The sequence below is a fragment of the Senegalimassilia sp. genome (genome assembly GCF_977052095.1).
The window spans coordinates 22,055-43,029 of record NZ_CDRSTZ010000004.1 but is presented as its reverse complement, the minus strand read 5'-3'; the positions used below and the strand labels follow the sequence as shown (position 1 = coordinate 43,029).

Sequence of the window (20,975 nt, the reverse complement as noted above, 5' to 3'; positions counted from 1 at the left end):
CTGCGTGCGCGGTGCGCGCAGCGCGAAACCGCATAGGAAAGGAAAAGCAGGCATGAGCGGAATCGACATCAAGCCGGACGCACAAGGCAAGGTGCGCGACATCTACGACTTGGGCGACAAGCTGTTGATGGTGGCAACGGACCGCATTTCGGCATTCGATTACATTCTTGAGGACGAGATCCCGCACAAGGGAGCTGTGCTCACGCAAATCTCGCTGTTCTGGCTTGACCAGCTCAAGGACGTCATCGGCAACCATCTCATCAGCGCTGACGTGGCCGACCTGCCCGAGCAGTTCAAGCCCTACGCCGATTACCTGCGTGGCCGCTTCATGCTGGTGAAGAAAGCCGAGATGTTCCCCATCGAGTGCATCGTGCGCGGCTATTTGGCCGGCAGCGGCTTAAAGGAATACCAGAAGCAGGGCACCGTGTGCGGCATCAAGCTGCCTGAGGGCCTGGTGAATTCCTCGAAGCTGCCCGAGCCCATCTTCACGCCTTCCACGAAGGCCGAAATCGGCGATCACGACGAGAACATCAGCTTCGAGCGCTGCGCCGAAATCATCGGCGAAGATGCCGCCACGCAGCTGCGTGACCTGGCCATCAAGGTGTACACCACCGCGCGCGACCACGCGGCCGAAAACGGCATCATCATCGCCGACACGAAGTTCGAGTTCGGTGTCATCGACGGTCGGATTATCTTGGCCGACGAGGTGCTCACGCCCGACAGCAGCCGCTTCTGGCCGGGCGACGAGTACGAAGAGGGCCGCGACCAGGCCAGCTTCGACAAGCAGTACGTGCGCGACTGGCTTAACGCCAACTGGGACCGCACGGGCAACCCGCCGCGCCTGCCGCAGGAAGTCATCGAGCGCACCAGCCAGAAGTACATCGCCGCATACGAGAAGATTTCCGGCAAGAAATTCGAGTACTAATGTTTCGCCGGCCTGCCGGCCGGCGACACCACTCGACGCTGCGGCCGCGCGAGGCACCTCATCTTGCCTTTCAGCTGCGGCGGCATGGCCATAAGGCCAATGCCGCCTTGCTTCAAGGCAATCTGAGGCACCTCGCGCGCCCTCGCTGACTTAGTCGAGACCTGCGGTGTTGCGTTTCAATGAGAGGCTTCGCCGCATCTGCAATTCTTCGATTCTAGAAACGACTGAACATGACCCAACGAAACCCGATGAACGAGCGCTACACCACCGACAACCACAAGGGTGCCACGCGCAAATCCGCTGCTTCTGCCAAGCCGGTCACGAAGGCTGCGTCCTCGGTGCGCATTCAGCCCACCGAGAAAACGCCGCAGCAGAAGAAGGCCGAACGCAAGCAGCAGCGCGCCAAGCAGCAGGAGCGCGACCGCCAGTTCTACAACCCGCCCACCGCGGAGTACAAGCGCCTGCGCAAGATCTGGTGGGTGTGCCTTATCGCGGCCATCGTGCTGACGTGCCTCAGCTTCGCCGGCAACAGCTTCGGCATGCCGGCCGCGGCAACGTACGTCACGCTGGCGCTTGCTTACGTTGCCATCATCGCCGCGCTCTACATCGACTTCGCGAAGTGCCGCAAGGCGCGCCAGAAGTACGCCGACGAGGTGCTCAGCCACCCCAGTAAAGAGCAACGCGCCGCTGAGAAGAAGGCGAAGGCCGACCAGCGCGCCGCCGAGAAGAAGGCCGCCGAGGCGCCCGCTGAGCCCGAGCCCAAGAAGAAGGGCCTGTTCGGCTTCGGCAAGAAGAAGGACCAGTAAGCAAGACCAAGCAGGTTTCAAACTCGCTTCGGCCTCATAAGGCAATTTGCAAGCGGGTGCCGGTTCGGTGCCCGCTTGCGTTTTCGGAAGGGCGCCGCGTGCGCCCGGCATACGACGCACAGAAAGGACGTCCATGGTTTCCCGCATCTATGTGGAGAAGAAGCCCGGCTTCGACGTTGAGGCCCAACAGCTTGCGCACGAGCTGCGCAGCATCCTGGGTATCACGGCGCTTGAGGGCTTGCGCCTGGTGAACCGCTACGACGTGGAGGGCATCTCGCAGGAGCTGTTCGAGCAGTGCATCCCCACCGTGTTCAGCGAGCCGCAGGTTGACGTGGCCACCTCCGAGCTGCCTGCCGCCGACGGCGCGCACGTGTTTGTCGCGGAATTCCTGCCCGGCCAGTTCGATCAGCGCGCGGCTTCGGCCAGCGAATGCATCCAGCTGATCAGCCAGGGCGAGCGTCCCGAGGTGCGCAGCGCGAAGGTGTACCTGCTTTCCGGCGCGCTGACCAGCGAAGACGTGGACGCTATCAAGCACTACGTCATCAACCCCATCGAGGCGCGCGAGGCGTCGCTTGATGTGCGCGAAACGCTGGCCATGGCGCAGCCTCAGCCGGCGCCTGTCGAGGTGCTCGACGGATTCCTTGACCTTACCGCCGACGAGCTGCAGGGCTTCATCGATGAGCGCGAGTTGGCCATGGACGAGGCTGACCTGGCGTTTTGCCAGCAGTACTTCCAAAGCGAAGGCCGTTGCCCCACCATCACCGAAATCAAGATGATCGATACGTACTGGTCGGACCACTGCCGCCACACCACGTTCGGCACGGAAATGACGAACGTTGCCATCGACGACGAGCGCGTGAAGGCCGCGTACGAGCAGTACCTGGACATGCGCCACGAACTGGGCCGCGACGCCAAACCCGTGTGCCTTATGGACATGGGCACCATCGGCGCGAAGTGGCTGAAGGCCAAGGGCATCCTCACCGGCCTGGACGAGTCCGAGGAGATCAATGCCTGCACGGTGAAGTGCAGGGTAGACGTGAACGGCGAGGACCAGGATTGGCTGTACCTGTTCAAGAACGAAACGCACAACCACCCTACGGAAATCGAGCCGTTCGGCGGCGCGGCCACGTGCCTGGGCGGCGCTATCCGCGACCCCTTGTCGGGTCGCAGCTACGTGTACCAGGCCATGCGCGTCACCGGCGCTGCTAACCCGCTGGCGCCCGTGTCCGAAACGCTGCCGGGCAAGCTGCCGCAGCGCAAACTGGTCACCACGGCTGCTGCCGGTTACTCCAGCTACGGTAACCAAATCGGCCTGGCCACGGGCCAGGTGCACGAGCTGTACCACCCTGGCTACGTTGCCAAGCGCATGGAAATCGGCGCTGTGGTGGCGGCCACGCCGGCCGACCACGTTCGCCGCGAAACGCCCGCTCCGGGCGATGTGGTGGTGCTGCTGGGCGGCCGCACCGGCCGCGACGGCATTGGCGGCGCCACGGGCAGCTCCAAAGAGCACAACCTGGAATCGCTTGAGCACTGCGGTGCCGAGGTGCAGAAGGGCAACCCGCCCGAGGAGCGCAAGATCCAGCGCCTGTTCCGCCGCGGCGAGGCATGCCGTCTTATCAAGCGCTGCAACGACTTCGGCGCAGGCGGCGTTTCCGTGGCCATCGGCGAGCTGGCCGACGGCCTGCGCATCAACCTGAACAAGGTTCCGAAGAAGTACGACGGCCTCGACGGCACCGAGCTTGCCATCTCCGAGTCGCAGGAGCGCATGGCCTGCGCCATCGCCGCTGCCGACGTGGACGAGTTCTTGCGTTACGCGCACGAGGAGAACCTCGAGGCAACCGTGGTGGCCGAAGTCACCGAGGAGCCGCGCGTGCGCGTCATGTGGAACGACGAAGCCATCATCGACGTCAGCCGCGAGTTCCTGGCCAGCAACGGTGCGCCCAAGCAGCAGGACGTGCACGTGGCCGAAGGTGGCGCCTATGCGCGCACCTGGGAGGGCACCACGCTTGCTGAGCGCATGAACTCCCTGGTCAGCGACTTGAACGTGTGCTCGAACAAGGGTCTGTCCGAGCGCTTCGACTCCACCATCGGCGCAGCCACCGTGCTTATGCCGTTCGGCGGCAAGTACCAGCTCACGCCGGCGCAGGCCATGGTTGCCAAGCTGCCTGTCGACGGCGAAACCACCACGTGCAGCGGCATGGCCTGGGGCTTCAACCCGTATCTCACCGAGGCCGACCAGTTCGTCGGCTCGTACGTGGCCGTGGTTGAGTCCGTTGCGCGCCTGGTGGCGGCCGGCTTCAAGCGCCAAGACATGTACCTGACGTTCCAGGAATACTTCGAAAGCCTGCGCGGCGACGCCGACCGTTGGGGCAAGCCCACGGCGGCCGTGCTCGGCGCGCTTATGGCTCAGGTTGACCTGGGCATCGGGTCGATCGGCGGTAAGGACTCCATGTCCGGCAGCTTCGAGCAGCTTGACGTGCCGCCCACGCTGGTGTCGTTCGCCACGGCCGTGGGCAAGGTGGACCGCGTGACGTCGCCCGAGTTCAAAGGCGCCGGCCATCGCGTGGCCTTGGTGGCGCCGCGCTGCTACGACGCCGAGGGCATCGCGCCGGCGGCCGAGGACGCGCTGGCCGCCATGGACGCCGTGCAGGAGCTTATCGGCTCGGGTGCGGCGCTGGCGGTTTCCACGCCGGGTTACGGCTGCATCGCCGAGGCGCTGTTCAAGATGTGCGTGGGCAACGGCTTCGGTGTGTCGCTTGACGACGCGGACGCCGATGCGCTGTTCGCGCCTGCGTACGGCAGCTTCCTGGTGGAACTGGCCGACGATGCGCAGCTGCCTCAGGCAACCGACAACCTCGACGTTGCCGTCATTGGCGCCACCACCGAGGCATACGAGTTCGTTGCCGCAGGTGAGACGCTTGGTATGGCCGCGCTGCAGGAAACGTGGGAGTCGGGTATCGAAAGCGTGTACCCGTATCGTCGCTCCGGCGAGCCGGTGAAGCAGGTGACGGTGGACAACCGCCTGCCGCTCACGTACAACGGCACCATCGCCCGCCCGCGCGTCATCATCCCGGTGTTCCCCGGCACGAACTGCGAGTACGATTCCGCCCGCGCGTTCGAGCAGGCGGGTGCCGTGGCCGACACGCTGGTCATCAACAACCTTACGCCGGCCGCTGTTGCCGAAAGCACGAAGGCCCTGGTCGAGGCCATCAAGAACAGCCAGATCATCATGCTGCCGGGCGGCTTCTCCGGCGGCGACGAGCCCGACGGCTCGGCGAAGTTCATCACGGCGTTCTTCCGCGCCCCCGAGGTTACCGAAGCGGTGCGCGACCTGCTGTTCAACCGCGATGGCCTGATGCTGGGCATCTGCAACGGTTTCCAGGCGCTTGTGAAGCTGGGCCTGGTGCCGTACGGCGACATCCGCCCCATGGACGACAGCTGCCCCACGCTGACGTTCAACACCATCGGCCGCCATCAGAGCCGCTTGGTGCGCACGCGCGTGGCCAGCAACCTGAGCCCCTGGCTATCCCAGTGCGAGCCCGGCGACATCCATACCGTGGCCATCAGCCATGGCGAGGGCCGCTTCGTGTGCAGCCCCGAGCTGCTGCACGAACTTGAAGTGACGGGCCGCATTGCCACGCAGTACGTCGACGAGGCCGGCCAGCCCAGCATGGATTGGGACGTGAACCCCAACGGCTCGGTCATGGCCATCGAGGGCATCACCAGCCCCGACGGTCGCGTGCTCGGCAAGATGGGCCACGTGGAACGCCGCGGCGGCGGTCTGTACAAGAACGTCCCGGGCAACAAGTTCATGCCCCTGTTCGAAAGCGGCGTGAAGTACTTCACGGACTAGAATGCGAATGCGCCGACCGTTCGGCCGGCGCAGCGTCTGGGAATCGATAGCGCCCTGTCGGCTTTCGTCGGCAGGGCGCTTTTGGGTTACGGCATCTGCTGGCTATTTTGCCGGCGGGAGGCTTTTGTTTTGCCCGATTCGGTCAGGGCGGGATAATCGATACCAGGTAAGCCGCCGTTTTACCAGGCAATCCTTGAATGCTCCCTCTCATGGATTTCGCGATGCTCGACTCCTTTTGCCGCCCCGTAGGTGCGTAGGTGGCATGGGGGAGTCGGGACGCTTCTTCGCAAAGTTAGGAACCAGGTACACTCGAAGCGATATATGCAGCTGCGGTGGCTAGGTTGGTCCTGGCGTCACGATTGAGGTTCGAATCGTAAACCGTTCCGCAACGTACGCGAGATTCGCTTGCGCTCAAATGCCATATAAGTAGACTGGCCGATGCCGACCGTTCTTGGTGCGCTTTTGGGCGCAGAAAGGAGCGAGTCATGACCATGTATGGATATGCAAGAGTGTCAAGCAAGGACCAAAACCTGAACAGGCAGCTCGATGCCCTATCCGCCGTTGGCGTTTCGGAGGAATCCGTGTTCGTCGATTACCTGAGCGGGCGCAACTTCGATCGCCCCGGATATCAATCGCTCGTCGAACGTCTGCAGCCTGGCGACGTGCTCGTGGTGAAGAGCATCGACCGCCTTGGCCGCAACTACGATGAGATACTCGGCCAGTGGCGATTGCTCACCAAGCAAAGGAGCATCGACATCGTGGTGCTGGATATGCCGCTGCTCGACACGCGTTCGACGTCCGGCCACGGGGTGACGGGAAAGCTGATCGCGGACATCGTGCTGGAACTGCTCAGCTACGTGGCGCACGTCGAGCGCGACAACATACGCCAGCGCCAGGCGGAGGGGATCGCGGCGGCGCGTGCGCGCGGCGTCAAGCTGGGGCGACCGGCGCTGGCCGTGCCCGAAGAGTTCGATGCGGTGCATCGCAAGTGGGAAGATGGCTGTTTGAACAGCCGACAAGCGGCGGAATCGTTGGGAGTTTCGCATACGACGTTCTTGAAGTGGGTGAAGCAGCGGCCCGCGGACGTCACAATCTCGCACAAATAGGTGCGTTCATAGCAAGAATCGCATCGTTTGCCAATACCGAATTTGGATGTTGGCAAATAATCTAGACGTTTGCTTACAGCCTCCTCGGTCTGATAAAGCGTTACTCGTTTCGGAGTGCAAAACGCTTTACCTGGCCGTTTCTTTTCATTCGCTCGGTGAAATCAATATAGCCGACCACTCAAGTAATGTCTGCATTTGCTTACGCCTCTATACCACGTATGCGCGGAAAGGCAGATATGCGCAAGATACATGAGAGTGATATATCGCTAACTCCCACGCAGGAGCGTCTGCTCGGCTACATCGCCGCGCAAACAACCATATCAGGTGCGGCGCAGGCAACGAAAAAGGAGTTGTCTCAGCTGATGGGCTGCAGCGTCAAGACCATCGACCGCGCCATCACGCGCATGAGCCGGGAAGGGCTTATCAACGTCGAGCCATGCCATTCCGAAAACGGAGGGCAGCTTTCGAATGCATATAGCGTTGTGAATAGCTGATCGGGACTCTTACGACCTGGTCCTTTCGTGATTGCGAACCAGATGAGAAACGAGCAACGCAAGGCGATAACGGGAAAGGGAAGAGGAGAGATGAAAGCGAGAAAAGCAGCGTTAAGGCTATTGGTTTCCGCGATGCTCGTCGTGGGGTTGCTCCCCGTGGCGGCGTTGGCGGCTGATGGCGAGCAGGTGGGAGACGTCAAGGTCCCCGCGCAGGCGCAGGTGGAGGGTTCCGCCCAGGACCAGGCGCAGGCAGGTGTCGGCGACCAGACGCAGGTCGCCGATGACAAGGCCGCAGCCTCTGCCGAGAAAGCGGAGGCGACCTCGACAACGGACCAGGTCAACCCTGGTGTTGTAGCTGCAACTGAAGCAGCTGACGAGCCGATGACGGTGGCTGTCGGGACGGAAGATCTGTACTGGTACGCGCTCATACCGGGCAAGACGATGGATAGCGGAGAGGACCCTGATCAAACCTGGTTCGGTCTTGGCGTGAGCACGATCTCCGGCGTATACAGTCCGGGTATTTATAGTTCAGGCAAGGTGATCACGCAATATGGAAGCATCTCCGAGGTAAGCAAAGACCCGAGCAAGCCGCTGTATCCGGACATCACGTTTGAGGGCACGACGTACAAATACGCCAAAGCAGGCACTGCCGAAGCTTCGATGCAGGGTTATTATACGCTGTCGCCGGTTCGAGTAACGGTGGCTTCTGGTGCAAATGCTGGTAACAACAACTACAACAGCACCAAGGGCAGCCTGGTCAAAACGTACCATTACGATCATGTCATGGTGCTGAATGAAAAAGACTACTACACGGTTAACTACGAGGTTCAGTACGCTGGAGAATCCGAGTGGGTCGCATTGAAGGATTACGCTCAGCGCGTGGAAAGCGGCTACAGCGAGTCAAAGCTGAAGAGACCTGCGCGCGACAGCGCAGTGACCCCCGAAACCCAAACCGTCGATGGCGTGACGTATCAGTTCGATGGCTGGTACAAGGACAAGGACTGCACGCAGAAGGCGAACTTCGACGGCACCATCACGCAGAACACCACCTATTACGCTCATTACGTCCCGCAGTCGGGAAGCCTTTCCGTTTCGAAGAACGTGACGGGAAGCGCTGCGAACGTCGACCAATCGTTCACGTTCGAACTTTCGTGTGCGGCTCTTGCGGGCAAGACGTTTACCGCGGAGGGCGTTGCCGGCTCCGTGACATTCGACAATCAAGGTGTGGCAACGGTTCAGCTGAAGCATGGCCAGTCCGTCACGCTGACCGAGGTTCCCGCCGGCTCCCGGGTCGCCGTTCGTGAAACGGGCCTTTCCGGCAACGCCGGGACTTCTTCCAAGGTTTCGATCAACAACGGCGCTGCCGAGACCGTTGCGACCGACGGTCAGACGGCCACAGCGCCCATGACGGTGACCATCGCCTCCAACCAAACGCAAACGCTTGCATTCACCAACTCGGCCGAGGCGGTCTCGGCAACGGGGGTCTCGCTTGACGCGGGCCCGATGGCGGGGCTGTTCGCGGTCGCCGCTGCGGGTGCGGGCGCTCTTGCCGCAAGCGGCTACAAGCGCAGGAAGCGTGAGCAGGATGCTTGGAAGGAGTAAAAAACGCGTTCCTCAGAGTATCCAAGAAGATCAGCCGGTCTCGCTGCAGCTGATCGCCGACAAGCTGCAACGTCTGGTATGGCGCCGACGCCTGTGGGGGATCGACGAGCGTCAGGCATGGCACGTGGTGCATCGCCTGGACGAAATGTACCGCCAACTCTACCGGGAGCAGCGGATTCGCTACGAGGCTCTGCTGGAGCAAGCGCGCGGAGCAGCCTGTGTCGCCAAAGCCCCAGGCTCCGAAGGCGCAGGCTTTGCAAGTGCCGCCGGTTCCTCAGCGGTTGATTCGCGTGCAGCAGCCCGTGGATCCGAAGCATCATCGGAGCAAGAGGCCGAAGAGTTCGCACGGGAAGTAGCGCAGGCGCCCGAAGTGCGCGTCATCGAGCGACGTGCTCAAGGTGCGGAGGCGCGAAGACGTGCAGGCGCCGCGGCGATAAAGGCGATTTGCGCGGCCGGCATGGCTGCGATCTTGCTGCAGACGGTGTTCGGGCTCGCGATCGTTCGCGGCGGTGGCATGTCGCCCGCATCGGGCGACGGTGATGTTGCTCTGACGTATCGGTTCGAGCAAGCGTATTCGGCAAACGACGTGATCGTGTACCGAGCCCAATCCGGGCAGCAGCTTATCGGCCGCGTGGTGGCGTTGCCCGGCGACATGGTCGAGGTCGCTGAAGACGGCACGTTCAAGGTCAACGGGAACGCGCAGCCTTCGTCGAACGGCCAATCCACCGCGCCGGCGGAAAGCGGTCCGGCATATCCGCTGACGCTTGGCGAGGGGCAGTACTTCGTATTAGGCGACGACCGCATGCAGGCGGTCGATAGCCGCGAAGTAGGCGCGATAGGTACCAACGTGGTTGAGGGCAAGGTTGTGGCCCTGCTGCGACTGCGTGGGATATAGGAAACGAGACGGGAGAAAGGAAAGGCTATGGCTATGTCTCGCTTGAAGAAGAATGTGGTTGCGGCGGCACTTGCTGGTTCCATGGTGATCGCTCTTCCGGGCGCTGCGTTTGCAACGACGGTTGGGGACAACGGTTTTGCTGTTGATAAGACCTGGACCGCGGCGTCGAACACGCAACTGAACAACACGGAAGCATTTACGTTCCAGATCCAGTTTACGGGTGCTACCGCGCAGGGCACCTGGAAGCCCGCCGCGCTGTCTCAGACTCCGGTTCAGCGTACGCTGACGGCGGATTGGAAGACCCTTGCTGGTGCGGGTGCCTCCGCGAATGCTAGCCTGACGGCTCAGCAGCTGTTTGCGGGCTATGACTTCACTGCACCTGGCACCTATAGCTTCACCGTGAAGGAGATCGCCGGCTCGAACCCCAACATCGTGTATGACGGCACCGAGTACAGCGTCGAAGTGGTCGTCACTATGCCGGACAACTACCCTGAAAGCGACACGCCCGTTATCAAGGATATCAAGGCGAAGGCGGCTGATGGCGATAAGGCTGACAAGGCCGCATTCGCCAACACCGCCAAGGCAAACGATAGCCTGACGGTGTCCAAGAAGGTTGCCGGAACCGCTGCGAACACGCAGGACGAGTTCAGCTACACGCTTAAGATTGAGGGTGCTCAGGGCTCCTACGATTACGTGCTGGACGGTGCTGCCGGCACCTTTGATGCCAAGGACGCTCTTGCCTTTAAGCTGAAGCATGGTCAGTCCATTGAAATCAAGAACCTGCCCGAGGGCGCAACCTACACGGTGACCGAGGCCGACACGGAATACAACGAGAACTTCGCCGTTGATGGCGGCCAGGCTCAGGCTGGCGCGGTTGCTACCGGCGAAATCCATCAGGGCAGCGCAGTTGCCTACACCAACGAGAAGGGCTTCGCTCCGGCGACGGGCGTTAACTCCGACACCATGCCCTTCGTGTTCGGCGGCCTGGTGGTCGTCGCAGGCGCCGGCGCTCTGCTGATTTCCCGCAAGCGTCGCGCGAGCGAGGAATTCTAATTGCGGCTGGCTGCTGACAGCTTCGGCGGCTATGGAGCGCGCAAGCGCACTCGTGCCCTGCGGGTTGCTTGCGCGCTCGACCGTGCGGTCGTCTGGGCGCTTGGCGTCGTGCTGGCGCTCGCGCTTGCCGTGTCCGCCTATGCCCTTTGGGATGCGTATGCTCTGGCGAATGGAGGGGATAGCCAGGCCCGGCTTGTCGCGCTAAAGTCGGGCGATACGGTTAGCTTCTCCGAGTTGCTGGCATTGAACCCTGACGTATGCGCTTGGATCACCATCGATAACACGAACATCGATTATCCGGTGGTTCGCGGCAAGGATGACTTCGAGTATCTCAGCAAAGATGCTACCGGTGCATACAGCGCTTCGGGGGGCATCTTCCTTGACAGCAAATGCTCGAGGGACTTCGTCGAGCCGTACGAGGTGCTCATGGGTCATCACATGCAATACGGCAAGATGTTCGGCGACTTGGACAAGTTCTTGGACGAAGGTTTCTTCAATCAGAACCAGACGGGCGCGCTGTATCTGCCTGACCGCACGCTTAACCTGCAGATCTGCGCGGTGGTTAAGGCAGATGCCTATGACGGTGTCTATTATGGCACTCCCGCCGGCGCCGATCGTATGCCTGCGCTGGCAGAGAAGGTCGCGCAGGATGCCGTGTCCCAGCGAGATGGCATGCCGTCCGCAAATGATCAGGTTGTGGCGCTGTCAACGTGCGCATCCTCCGGGGTGAACGAGCGAACGCTGCTGCTGTGCAGGGTTACTGGGGAGCGCGCTGTCGATAAGGCGTAGCGCACGGCGCACGGTGCACCGAATAGCGCGAGGAAAGAAAAGGACAAGCTATGGCGTATGCATTGAACGTAAAACGAAACCTCGCGATCGCGTCGCTTGTCGCGGCGGTACTCGTCGCCGTGCTCGCATGTGTTGTGCCATCTGCACAGGCGTATGCGGCTGTAGAGGCATACGCGCCGGTTTCGGCGCAGGTTCCGGCACAGGTGATCGTTAAGGGGGACGCGCCTGCGCAAGCGCAGGATTTCGCCGTCCAAATCTCTGGTGCCGATGGCGAGACGGTTTTGCCGGACCAGCTGCAGGCGACTATCGCGGGCGAGGGCTCTGCGCAGTTTGCTATGTCGTTCACCGAGGTAGGGCTGCATCATTACACGGTGCGGCAGGTCCCCGGCAATGCCGAGGGCTGGACGTATGACGAGCGGGTCTACAACGTCGAAGTGTATTGCATGTGGAGCGGGCAGGATGGTCCGGATTCCCTGTATACGCAAGTGTCCGTGAAGAATGCGGCGGGCGAGAAGTGCGAAGCATGCACGTTCGAGAACAACTACAAGGCTCCCACGTCTCTTGCGCAGCCGCAGGTGGCATCCATGGCGCAGACGGGCGATATGGTGGGAGTAGCGGCGATGCTGATCGGGCTGGTGGCCCTGGCGGCGGTTGTCGCGGTGGTGATCGCCTATCGCAGGCGCTCTCGCGAGTAGCGCGGCGTCTCGTTAACAGTTTCGCTCATCAATGAACAGGGCGGCGGGTTCGTTGGAACCCGCCGCCCTGTTCTCGTTTATGCTCGGATGTCTCGCCTATGCGTAAATCTCCTTCTCCACCACCAGCTCGTTCTTGATCTTGCCGACCAGCTTCTGCAGCGCGTCGATGCAGCGCGGGCGGATGTCGGCGCCGATGAGCACGTACATGAGCGAATCGCCCACGTTCAGCACGCCCTCGTTGAGCCATACGCGCACATAATAGACGCCCGGCCAGGTGAGTGCTTCCTTGATGGCTTGCTCAAGGCCTTCGGCGTCGTAGCTGAAGTCGACCTGCGCCACATCGCCAAGCCCCTCGACGCCCTCGCGCACCTGCGCCTTGGGCGTGATGCGCACCACGCCGTTGTGCGTGAGGAACATGCCGCATTGTGCGGCTTTCGGATCTTGCTTCGCCTCGGCCAGCCACTGGTCCATAGACGGTTCGGGTTTCGCCATTGTTTTCCCCTTTCAAACGATATCGCTGGCACCCATGGTACCGCATCTGGCTGCAGGATTCCGGCCGTGATAAAACAAGCGCGAGGGCGCTGCGAACGATTTGCGCTCCCAGGGGCGAACAGCACCGAGGGGGATTGGCCGGCGGTAACTCGCTTAGACGCTAGCGTGAATACTTGCAGCCGGATTCGCATTGAGCGCTCTGGGCGCGGGGCTGCGGCTCGCGGGATGATTAGCGCACCTGCGCTCGAACAGCCGGCGTCCCTGCTTCTGGAAGCCTCGCGCTTCCTTACCTGTTTTACGCGCGAAATTTACGCGCCGAACATGGTGCATCGCGCGCGGGCTGGTACTATGGTTCGGATTAAAAACGTCGCTAGTTTGCCGCGGGCAACAAGCTCGCGCAACAGGCGTCTGGAAATGCGAAGAAAGCGAGCGCTCCCATGTCTTTGGCACCATCAGACCACACGAAGCAACCCGACAACCGAACCACCATGGACCTGGGCGCCGTGCTGCCCATGACGGCCGAGGTTCGCGACGACCACCTGTTCGTGGGCGGCGTCGACATGGTTGAGCTGGCGCACAAGGAAGGCACCGCGCTGTACGTCATGGACGAGGCTGACCTGCGCAACCGCATGGAAACGTACCTCACGTCGTTCCGCAGCCGTTACGAAAACTCCGACGTCATCTACGCGTCGAAGGCGTTTCTGAACAAGGAAGCCGCGCGCATCGCCGCGCAGGAAGGCATGTGCCTGGACGTGTCCGGCGGTGGCGAGCTGTGGTGCGCGCAGCAGGCGGGCTTCCCCATGGAGCGCGTGTTCGTGCACGGCAACAACAAAACGCCGCAGGAGCTGCGCGAGGCCATTTCCGCAGGTGTGGGCCGCATTGTGGTTGACAGCAGAATCGAGCTGGCGCGCGTGAGCGAAATTGCCGGCGAGCTGGGCGTCACGCAGAACATCTACATGCGCGTTACCCCCGGCGTGGAGGCCGACACGCACGAGTACATCCGCACGGGCTGTGAGGACAGCAAGTTCGGTTTCACCATGCTCAACGACTTCGCGTTCAAATGCGTGAAGGACGCCCTGGAGGCTCCGAACGTGCATCTGGCCGGTTTCCACTGCCACATCGGCTCGCAGATTTTCGCGCTGCATTCGTTCGCCGAGGCCGTGCAGGTCATGGTTGAGTTCATCGCGCGCGTGAAGGAAACGTACGGCTACGAGGTCGAGGAGCTGGACATGGGCGGCGGCCTGGGCATCGCCTACACCGCCGAGGACAAGCCGTCCACCATCGACCAGTTCGCGGAATGCACCGTCAACGCCGTGCGCGAGAACTGCGAGCGCCTAGGTGTGAAGCTGCCGCGCCTGGCCGTTGAGCCCGGCCGCAGCCTGGTGGCAACGCCCGGCATCACGCTGTACACCATCGGAATCCTGAAAACGCTGCCGAACATCCGCAAGTACGTGGCCATTGACGGCGGCATGTCCGACAACATCCGCACGGCGTTGTATCATGCCGACTACGAACCGACCATCGCGAACAAGGCGGGCCAGCCGCGCACCGAGATCGTCACGCTGTGCGGCAAGCATTGCGAAAGCGGCGACGCCGTGGTTATCGACATGCCGCTGCAGACGCCCGAGGTGGGCGACGTGGTTGCCGTGTTCGGCACCGGCGCGTACTGCTACACCATGGCCAGCAACTACAACGGCCAGCCGCGTCCCGCCATCGTGTTCGTGAAGGACGGCGAAGCACGCGTGACCACCCGTCGCGAAACCTACGCCGACCTGTACCATCGCGATTTGTAGGGGTTTCGGGACTGATTGCCTTTTCTGAAGGGGGATATATGACCATCAAACTTGGACTTGTGGGAACGGGCACCGTCGGCGGCGGCTGCATCGACATCCTGCACAACCATCGCGAGGATTTCAAGCGCCGTCTGGGCGTTGATATGGAGCTTGTGCGCGTGTGCTCGCGCAATCCCGAACAGGCCGAGGCGCATGGCGTGTCCGACCTGTTCACAGACGATTTCAACGACATCCTGAACGACCCGGAAATCGATATCGTCATCGAGCTTATCGGCGGCACCACCGTTGCGCGCGACATCGTGCTGGGCGCGCTGAACGCCGGCAAGAACGTGGTCACCGCCAACAAGGCGCTTATGGCAACGTACGGCGAAGAGGTCATGGGCCTGGCGCGCGAGAAGAACCTGGAAGTGGGCTTCGAGGCCAGCGTCGGCGGCGGCATCCCCATCATCCAGCCGCTGAAGCATTCGCTCATCAGCAACGAGATCACGTCCGTCATGGGCATCGTGAACGGCACCACGAACTACATGCTTTCGCGCATGGTCGACGACGGCCTGTCCTACGAAGATGCGCTGGCCGAGGCGCAGGCGAAGGGTTTCGCCGAGGCCGACCCCACCGCCGACGTGGACGGTTTCGACGCCGCTGCAAAGATTGCCATCCTGGCATCCATCGCGTTCAACAGCCGCGTGAAGCTGGGCGACGTGTATACCGAGGGCATCCGCAACATCACGCAGCTTGACATGGACACGGCCGACGACATGGGCTACGTCATCAAGCTGCTGGCGCTGGCGCATCGCACGCCCGAGGGCATCGACGTGCGCGTGCATCCCACCATGCTGCCGAAGGCGCACCAGATGGCCATGGTCAACGGCGTGTACAACGCCATTTACGTCACGGGCGACGCCGTGGGCGAGACCATGTTCTTCGGCGAAGGCGCCGGTGCGGGCCCGGCCGCTGCGGCGGTTATGGGCGACGTGCTAGAGGTGGCGCGCCACATGACGCTGGGCATCCCGCCTGTTGTCGGCTGCACGTGCACCGACAACCTGCCCATCGTGCCGATGGAGCAGCTGCACACGAAGTACTACATTCGTTTCGCCGTGGCTGACCGTTCCGGCGTGCTGGCTTCTATGGCCGGCGTGTTCGCCAAGCACGGCGTCAGCGTGCGCAGCGTGGTGCAGCGCGGCAGCGCCGAGCACGAAACGGTGAACCTCAGCTACGTCACGCACACCGCCAGCGAGGCCAGCGTGCGCCGCGTGCTCGATGAGATCGGCCAGCTCGACGACGTCTTGCGCGCCGAACCCAGCGTCATCCGCGTAGAAGACTAATTGGGTTCCGCCGGCCTGCTGGCCGGCGGACCTGCTCGACGCTGTGGCCGCTTGTGGCACGCCGTCTTCGATTTCAGCTGCGCAGGCATGGCCCAAAGGCCAATGCCCGCTTGCTTCAACCGAATACGACGCACCACAAGCGCCCTCGCTGACTTTGGTGGGCCTGTGAGTGAGAAGAGTGGGACAAAGGGACAGTCCCTTTGTCCCACTTTGGTATACGGAAAAGGGGACATGATGGAGCAGTATAAGGAAGAGTTCATCCACTTTATGGTGGAGAGCCATGTGCTGAAGTTCGGTAGCTTCACTCTGAAAAGCGGGCGTCAGTCGCCGTTCTTCATGAACGCGGGCGCGTACGTCACGGGCGAGCAGCTGCATCGCCTGGGCAAGTACTACGCGCAGGCCATTCACGACAACTTCGGCCTGGACTTCGACGTGGTGTTCGGCCCGGCCTACAAGGGCATTCCGCTGGCGGTGGTCACGGCCATCGCGCTGCAGGAGCTGTATGGCAAGGAAGTGCGCTACTGCTGTAACCGCAAAGAAGTGAAGGATCACGGCGCGGACAAAGGCAACCTGCTGGGCGCCGACCTGCACGACGGCGACCGCGTCATCATGGTCGAGGATGTCACCACGTCCGGCAAGTCCATCGACGAGACGTACCCCATCCTGAAGGGTGCGGCCGACGTGGACGTGAAAGGCCTGATCGTCAGCCTGAACCGCATGGAAGTGGGCAAGGGCGGTGTTGTTACGGCCCAAAAGGAAGTGCAGGAGAAGTACGGCTTCCCGGTGGCGTCCATCGTTAGCATGGCCGAGGTTGTAGAGTGCCTGTGCAACAAAGAGGTGGAAGGCGAAGTTGTCATCAACGACGACATCAAGGCCGCCATTGACAAGTACTACGAGCAGTACGGCGCCAAGGAATAACCGCGCGGGCATAACTCAAGTTTTCGGGGGCGGGCAGCATAAGCCCGCCTTTTCCGTAATAAGGAGACAAACATGGATGCTTCGAATTTCGGCGTGATCTTCGATTGCGACGGAACGTTGCTCGATTCGATGGGTGTGTGGCACGAGCTGCAGTATGACCTGGCGAAACGTGCAGGTGGCGAACTGACTGCCGACGACATCGCCGCGCTTGCGCCTATGAGCATTCCCGAATGCGGCGCGTATTTCCACGAGCACTTCGGCTTGGGCGAAGACGACCGCGACGTGGTGTGTATGATCGACGAGTACATGCTCGACTTCTATCGCAACCGCGCCGAAGCGCGGCCGGGCGCGCTTGAGTTCGCTCGCGCGCTTGCCGAGGCGGGGGCGCACCTGACCGTGGCGTCATCAAGCCCGAAGCCGTACCTGATGGCGGGCATGCAGCGTTGTGGGTTCGCACCGCTGCTCGACCGCGTGCTGTCGGTGGAGGACGTGCATTCCACGAAGCGCCAGCCCGATGTGTGGGATCGCGCGCGCGAAATCATGGGCACGCCGAAGGAAACCACTTGGGGCGTGGAGGATTCCGCGTACGCCATCGACACGCTGCGCAACGCGGGCTACCGCACGCTCGGCGTGTACGATAGCGACGACGCCGGCACGTGGGAGGCAATGCAGACTGGCGCCGAGCACGCCGTCAAGACCTTCGAGGACCTCAAGCTCGAAGACTTCCTCAAATGGAACGAAAGCCCTCTCTACGTGGGCAAAGTGGAAAAGTAAAGGCCATCGACGCGCCACCATCTTTCCCAAAACAAACCGCCCGCGTTGGATTCTCCAGCGCGGGCGGTCTTCTAATCCCAGGGGTTCGATTGAAACTGCGGCTCGGGTGTGGGAGGGCGGTCCGAATAGGGGTCGTACCCGTCGTCGTCTTCGGCCTCGGCGCGAATGAACGGGTCGTCTTTGGGCTGCTCACCGTCCTTCGCCGTCTTCGCAGCCGGGCCCTTCGCATCGTCAGCTTTCGGCAAAGGCGTGACCTGCGGTTTCAGCGTGTAGTACTTCGCCATGGGGCTGTTCGTCTCCTTCCTGTCTTTTAGTCCGGAAGCATTATCTCATCTAAGCGCAAGCAGGGCCCCGCGCCATGGTGCGGGGCCCTGCCTATCGGTTGGAGCAATTTACGGCATCAAACTGTTGCCGGCTGCTTCGGTGCGAGTTCAGCGCACATCCTCTTTGTCGTGCCGCTACTCGGCGTCGCCGAGGCTGTCCAGGTCGTAGGGCGTGGTCTGGTACACGTAGTAGTTCAACCAGTTCGTGTACAGCAGCTGCGCATGCGCGCGCCATGTGCTGACCGGCTCTTGCGTGGGGTCGTCGTTGGGGAAGTAGTGCGCGGGGACGGGCACGTCAAGGCCGTTGTTCACGTCGCGGTTGTACTCGTTGCGCAGCGTGTCGGTGTCGTACTCGGGGTGGCCGAACACGAAGAAGTGACGGCTGTCGATGCTCTTCGCGATGTACACGCCGGCCTCGTCGGACTGCGCCACGATCTCAAGGCGCGGATCGGCCTCGATGTCGGCGGCATCGACGGTGGTGTGGCGCGAGTGCGGTGCCCAGAACTTGTCGTCGAAGCCGCGCACTAGCGGGCTGGAGGGCTTCAGCACGTCGTGGTTGAACACGCCGGACAGCTTCTTCGGCAGCTCGTGCTTCTGGATGCCGTAGTGGTAGAAGATGCCCGCCTGTGCGCCCCAGCAGATGTGCAGCGTAGAGTGCACGTTCGTGGTGGACCACTTCATGATGCGGCACAGCTCGTCCCAGTAGTCCACGTCTTCGAACTCGTGCAGCTCAACGGGCGCGCCCGTGATGATCATGCCGTCATAGCGGTTGTCTTTCACCTGGTCAAACGTGCGGTAGAACGTTTTCAGGTGCTCTTGTGACACGTTTTTCGACTCATGGCTGATGGTGTGTAGCAGCTCCACTTCGATCTGCAGCGGCGTGTTGGACAGCTTGCGCATGATCTGCGTTTCCGTCTCGATTTTCTTCGGCATAAGGTTGAGCAGCAGCACGCGCAGCGGACGAATGTCCTGGTGCATGGCGCGATGCTCCGTCATCACGAAGATGTTCTCGCTTTCAAGCTGCTCGGTTGCAGGCAGCTGGTCGGGAATGCGGATAGGCATGACGTATGCTTCCTTTCTATATATGCACGTTCGGGCGGGTTGCCGTTTGCCGAGCGCGAAATACCGTTGGCACCATGATATCAAAGCGCCCGAAAGCCGGGCTATTGGCAAACCAGAAAGCAAGTTATCGCCCCGAGGGATTGCGCAAGACGCGAGACGGGCAGTCCCTAGAGTAAGCGTGGAAAGCGAAACCGCCAGAAATTAGACGCGTTCCTGCTCGATGAATTCGCCGCGAAATGCGCCTCTCGCGTTGGTGGCGGGCTCCTCGTCTATGCGAAAGCGCGCGCAAGGATGGGGCGATAGCCGGCACGCCCGTCTACCTGTTGCAGTTTGCGTAAACGCGCGCTCGGGACCTGTGTAATCCGTGTGAAAATCGCGGGATTTCCCCAGTTGAGCATTCGTGGCCCATTGACTTGCTCGCGCCAAAACCCGTAGACTACAAAAGTTCGCTTTCAAAAGCCCCGTAAACGTAGGGTGGAGGCAACGCCACTGGATGGGGTGTCCAGACCCTGGCCCGGCGTGCTGGCGTAGGAAACCGGCGGCTAACAGACCTGCACTTTTGAAAAACGACACCCTGTGCGCTGTGGTCGCACAGCGTAACAGGAAGGACATGGAGGAAAAACAGTGAAGACGTATCACGCTAAGCCTCATGAAGTTGAGCGCAAATGGTACATCATCGACGCTGAGGACCAGGTTCTCGGTCGTCTGGCTACCAAGGCTGCTACCATTCTGAAGGGCAAGCACAAGCCGCAGTACACGCCGCATGTGGACACCGGTGACTTCGTGATCATCATCAACGCGGACAAGGTTCGCGTGACCGGTTCGAAGGAACTGAACAAGCGCTACTATCGCCACTCCGGTCATCCGGGCGGACTGAAGTCTGAGACCTTCGCCGAGGCCATGGCCAAGCATCCCGAGCGCGTCATCGAGCATGCCGTCAAGGGCATGCTGCCGAAGAACACGCTGGGCCGTGCACAGGGCATGAAGCTCAAGGTGTACGCTGGTGCTGAGCACCCGCATATGGCTCAGAAGCCGGTCGAGATCAAGATGGAGGACTAACCCATGGCGAATGAAGCATTGTACTACGGCACTGGTCGTCGTAAGAACGCTGTCGCTCGCGTGCGTCTCGTTCCCGGCACCGGCAAGGTGACTGTCAACGGTCGTGACGGCAAAGAGTACTTCGGCCGCGAGGCTCTGCTCGACTATGCCAAGACCCCGTTCAAGGTCACGGATACTGTGGATCACTTCGACGTGCTCGCCCGCATCGACGGCGGTGGCATCTCGGGTCAGGCCGGCGCTCTGCGTCACGGCATCTCCCGCGCCCTGCTGGCAGCTGGCGACTACCGCGCCGAGCTGAAGAAGGCTGGCTTCCTGACGCGCGACGCTCGTATGGTCGAGCGCAAGAAGTACGGTCTGAAGAAGGCCCGCAAGCGCCCGCAGTTCAGCAAGCGCTAAGTTTGCACCTTTCGGTTGCGTTTACGCAGCCGTGCAAGCCACGAAAGCCCGTTCCGCATTTGCGGAGCGGGCTTTCCGCGTTTTTGAGGAGGAGTGCGAGGTGAGCCTTGCGGCGGAACTTCGCAATGGCGACTTTGCTGTGGTAGGGAGCGTAAGGTGGGCAGGAAGGCTCCTCAACGAACTGGAATTGGGGGATTTGTTGTCGGTATGCGCTGCAAGTAGCGTGTTTCGGATCAAAAATCGCTCATGTATGTGATTTGCTGGTGACATGTCAAGTGCCCATCGGTTGCAGACTGCTGTGACCTGGGCATATGCAAGCAGCAAGTGGCTGTTTGCTCGGGCCGGCAAATTAAATCACATACATGAGCGATTTTCGGCAAGATATGCTACCGCTTGTTGTGATATGCGGTTGTTCGGGGCTACGCATTGATTGCCGTTGGGGAATCTTGGAGTGGTTGGCGGCGACGGGCTTCACGCCGCGCGCGTAACGAAACGTTACCGCCCCTGAAAACTACCGGAAACATAGCGCCGGTACCGTAAGTTATAGCAAGTTGACGTGCAGCTAGTCTGCTCAAGATGCTAAGCTACGGGAATTGGCAAATCCGCTTACCCGTAAGC

19 protein-coding genes are annotated in these 20,975 nt (G+C 61.5%); 16 read left to right on the top strand and 3 right to left on the bottom strand.

The genetic code is table 11. From position 1 onward, the window contains the following. Nucleotides 1-52 precede the first annotated feature (52 nt). The 10 genes from ACWI6D_RS01560 (at nucleotide 53) to ACWI6D_RS01515 (ending at nucleotide 12,218) form a co-directional block, all read left to right on the top strand. A complete protein-coding gene (locus ACWI6D_RS01560) occupies nucleotides 53-925 on the top strand; it encodes a phosphoribosylaminoimidazolesuccinocarboxamide synthase (RefSeq protein WP_288285140.1) in 873 nt (290 codons plus the stop codon). Nucleotides 926-1,155: 230 nt separating this feature from the next. Then, nucleotides 1,156-1,731 carry a hypothetical protein gene (locus tag ACWI6D_RS01555; RefSeq protein WP_302937871.1) on the top strand — a complete coding sequence of 192 codons (576 nt, stop codon included), beginning with the start codon at nucleotides 1,156-1,158 and terminating at the stop codon, nucleotides 1,729-1,731. A 133-nt stretch (nucleotides 1,732-1,864) separates the two neighbouring features. After that, the gene (locus ACWI6D_RS01550; RefSeq protein WP_449133417.1) at nucleotides 1,865-5,584 is read left to right on the top strand and encodes a phosphoribosylformylglycinamidine synthase; all 3,720 of its coding nucleotides are present in this window, start codon (nucleotides 1,865-1,867) and stop codon (nucleotides 5,582-5,584) included. A 485-nt stretch (nucleotides 5,585-6,069) separates the two neighbouring features. Next, the gene (locus ACWI6D_RS01545; protein ID WP_337368224.1) at nucleotides 6,070-6,690 is read left to right on the top strand and encodes a recombinase family protein; all 621 of its coding nucleotides are present in this window, start codon (nucleotides 6,070-6,072) and stop codon (nucleotides 6,688-6,690) included. 236 nt (nucleotides 6,691-6,926) lie between these two features. Next, nucleotides 6,927-7,184 (top strand): hypothetical protein, encoded by a 258-nt coding sequence (locus tag ACWI6D_RS01540; RefSeq protein WP_303250697.1) that lies wholly within the window; start codon nucleotides 6,927-6,929, stop codon nucleotides 7,182-7,184. A 90-nt stretch (nucleotides 7,185-7,274) separates the two neighbouring features. Next, the gene (locus ACWI6D_RS01535) at nucleotides 7,275-8,786 is read left to right on the top strand and encodes a DUF7601 domain-containing protein (protein ID WP_449133416.1); all 1,512 of its coding nucleotides are present in this window, start codon (nucleotides 7,275-7,277) and stop codon (nucleotides 8,784-8,786) included. Next, the gene (gene lepB, locus ACWI6D_RS01530) at nucleotides 8,770-9,681 is read left to right on the top strand and encodes a signal peptidase I (protein WP_449133439.1); all 912 of its coding nucleotides are present in this window, start codon (nucleotides 8,770-8,772) and stop codon (nucleotides 9,679-9,681) included. Before ACWI6D_RS01535 ends, lepB begins: the two co-directional genes overlap by 17 nt. 27 nt (nucleotides 9,682-9,708) lie before the next feature. Continuing rightward, entirely contained in the window at nucleotides 9,709-10,734 is a 1,026-nt protein-coding gene (locus tag ACWI6D_RS01525) for a DUF7601 domain-containing protein (protein WP_449133415.1), read from the top strand. Further along, nucleotides 10,735-11,523, top strand: a complete 789-nt coding sequence (locus ACWI6D_RS01520) for a class B sortase (RefSeq protein WP_449133414.1) — start codon at nucleotides 10,735-10,737, stop codon at nucleotides 11,521-11,523. It begins immediately after the preceding gene. 50 nt (nucleotides 11,524-11,573) lie between these two features. Beyond that, on the top strand, nucleotides 11,574-12,218 hold the full coding sequence (locus tag ACWI6D_RS01515) for a Spy0128 family protein (protein WP_449133413.1): 645 nt from the start codon (nucleotides 11,574-11,576) through the stop codon (nucleotides 12,216-12,218). A 96-nt stretch (nucleotides 12,219-12,314) separates the two neighbouring features. On the opposite strand, the gene ACWI6D_RS01510 is transcribed toward ACWI6D_RS01515, so the two are convergent. Beyond that, nucleotides 12,315-12,710 (bottom strand): molybdenum cofactor biosynthesis protein MoaE, encoded by a 396-nt coding sequence (locus tag ACWI6D_RS01510; protein WP_449133412.1) that lies wholly within the window; start codon nucleotides 12,708-12,710, stop codon nucleotides 12,315-12,317. Between the two features lie 437 nt (nucleotides 12,711-13,147). Here ACWI6D_RS01510 and lysA point away from each other — a divergent pair, with 437 nt between their 5' ends. From lysA to ACWI6D_RS01490, 4 genes are all read left to right on the top strand, one after another. Continuing rightward, nucleotides 13,148-14,503, top strand: a complete 1,356-nt coding sequence (lysA, locus tag ACWI6D_RS01505) for a diaminopimelate decarboxylase (protein WP_302717954.1) — start codon at nucleotides 13,148-13,150, stop codon at nucleotides 14,501-14,503. Nucleotides 14,504-14,541: 38 nt separating this feature from the next. Continuing rightward, a complete protein-coding gene (locus tag ACWI6D_RS01500; RefSeq protein ID WP_449133411.1) occupies nucleotides 14,542-15,825 on the top strand; it encodes a homoserine dehydrogenase in 1,284 nt (427 codons plus the stop codon). 234 nt (nucleotides 15,826-16,059) lie between these two features. Beyond that, complete coding sequence (gene pyrE / locus ACWI6D_RS01495; protein ID WP_449133410.1) at nucleotides 16,060-16,743, top strand: orotate phosphoribosyltransferase; 684 nt, start codon at nucleotides 16,060-16,062, stop codon at nucleotides 16,741-16,743. 72 nt (nucleotides 16,744-16,815) lie between these two features. After that, the gene (locus tag ACWI6D_RS01490) at nucleotides 16,816-17,517 is read left to right on the top strand and encodes an HAD family hydrolase (protein ID WP_449133409.1); all 702 of its coding nucleotides are present in this window, start codon (nucleotides 16,816-16,818) and stop codon (nucleotides 17,515-17,517) included. Between the two features lie 71 nt (nucleotides 17,518-17,588). Here ACWI6D_RS01490 and ACWI6D_RS01485 read toward each other — a convergent pair whose 3' ends face one another. Both ACWI6D_RS01485 and metA read right to left on the bottom strand, forming a co-directional pair. After that, on the bottom strand, nucleotides 17,589-17,801 hold the full coding sequence (locus tag ACWI6D_RS01485) for a hypothetical protein (RefSeq protein WP_288285134.1): 213 nt from the start codon (nucleotides 17,799-17,801) through the stop codon (nucleotides 17,589-17,591). A gap of 174 nt (nucleotides 17,802-17,975) precedes the next feature. Further along, complete coding sequence (gene metA, locus ACWI6D_RS01480) at nucleotides 17,976-18,902, bottom strand: homoserine O-acetyltransferase MetA (RefSeq protein ID WP_302937885.1); 927 nt, start codon at nucleotides 18,900-18,902, stop codon at nucleotides 17,976-17,978. A gap of 624 nt (nucleotides 18,903-19,526) precedes the next feature. On the opposite strand from metA, the gene rplM reads away from it, so the two are divergent. Then, nucleotides 19,527-19,961: a 50S ribosomal protein L13 gene (gene rplM, locus ACWI6D_RS01475; RefSeq protein ID WP_129423345.1), complete on the top strand. Its 435-nt coding sequence runs from the start codon at nucleotides 19,527-19,529 to the stop codon at nucleotides 19,959-19,961. A 3-nt stretch (nucleotides 19,962-19,964) separates the two neighbouring features. Continuing rightward, a complete protein-coding gene (gene rpsI, locus ACWI6D_RS01470; RefSeq protein ID WP_129423344.1) occupies nucleotides 19,965-20,357 on the top strand; it encodes a 30S ribosomal protein S9 in 393 nt (130 codons plus the stop codon). The last annotated feature ends 618 nt before the right edge of the window (nucleotides 20,358-20,975 follow it).

Bases quoted from the DNA above. Each gene is read 5' to 3' on its own strand.
- metA (WP_302937885.1), bottom strand. From the start codon at position 18,902: ATGCCTATCCGCATTCCCGACCAGCTGCCTGCAACCGAGCAGCTTGAA.
- ACWI6D_RS01510 (WP_449133412.1), bottom strand. From the start codon at position 12,710: ATGGCGAAACCCGAACCGTCTATGGACCAGTGGCTGGCCGAGGCGAAG.
- ACWI6D_RS01500 (WP_449133411.1), top strand. From the start codon at position 14,542: ATGACCATCAAACTTGGACTTGTGGGAACGGGCACCGTCGGCGGCGGC.
- ACWI6D_RS01545 (WP_337368224.1), top strand. From the start codon at position 6,070: ATGACCATGTATGGATATGCAAGAGTGTCAAGCAAGGACCAAAACCTG.
- lepB (WP_449133439.1), top strand. From the start codon at position 8,770: ATGCTTGGAAGGAGTAAAAAACGCGTTCCTCAGAGTATCCAAGAAGAT.
- ACWI6D_RS01550 (WP_449133417.1), top strand. From the start codon at position 1,865: ATGGTTTCCCGCATCTATGTGGAGAAGAAGCCCGGCTTCGACGTTGAG.
- rpsI (WP_129423344.1), top strand. From the start codon at position 19,965: ATGGCGAATGAAGCATTGTACTACGGCACTGGTCGTCGTAAGAACGCT.
- ACWI6D_RS01540 (WP_303250697.1), top strand. From the start codon at position 6,927: ATGCGCAAGATACATGAGAGTGATATATCGCTAACTCCCACGCAGGAG.
- pyrE (WP_449133410.1), top strand. From the start codon at position 16,060: ATGGAGCAGTATAAGGAAGAGTTCATCCACTTTATGGTGGAGAGCCAT.
- ACWI6D_RS01515 (WP_449133413.1), top strand. From the start codon at position 11,574: ATGGCGTATGCATTGAACGTAAAACGAAACCTCGCGATCGCGTCGCTT.
- ACWI6D_RS01555 (WP_302937871.1), top strand. From the start codon at position 1,156: ATGACCCAACGAAACCCGATGAACGAGCGCTACACCACCGACAACCAC.
- ACWI6D_RS01485 (WP_288285134.1), bottom strand. From the start codon at position 17,801: ATGGCGAAGTACTACACGCTGAAACCGCAGGTCACGCCTTTGCCGAAA.
- lysA (WP_302717954.1), top strand. From the start codon at position 13,148: ATGTCTTTGGCACCATCAGACCACACGAAGCAACCCGACAACCGAACC.
- ACWI6D_RS01525 (WP_449133415.1), top strand. From the start codon at position 9,709: ATGGCTATGTCTCGCTTGAAGAAGAATGTGGTTGCGGCGGCACTTGCT.
- ACWI6D_RS01560 (WP_288285140.1), top strand. From the start codon at position 53: ATGAGCGGAATCGACATCAAGCCGGACGCACAAGGCAAGGTGCGCGAC.
- ACWI6D_RS01490 (WP_449133409.1), top strand. From the start codon at position 16,816: ATGGATGCTTCGAATTTCGGCGTGATCTTCGATTGCGACGGAACGTTG.
- ACWI6D_RS01535 (WP_449133416.1), top strand. From the start codon at position 7,275: ATGAAAGCGAGAAAAGCAGCGTTAAGGCTATTGGTTTCCGCGATGCTC.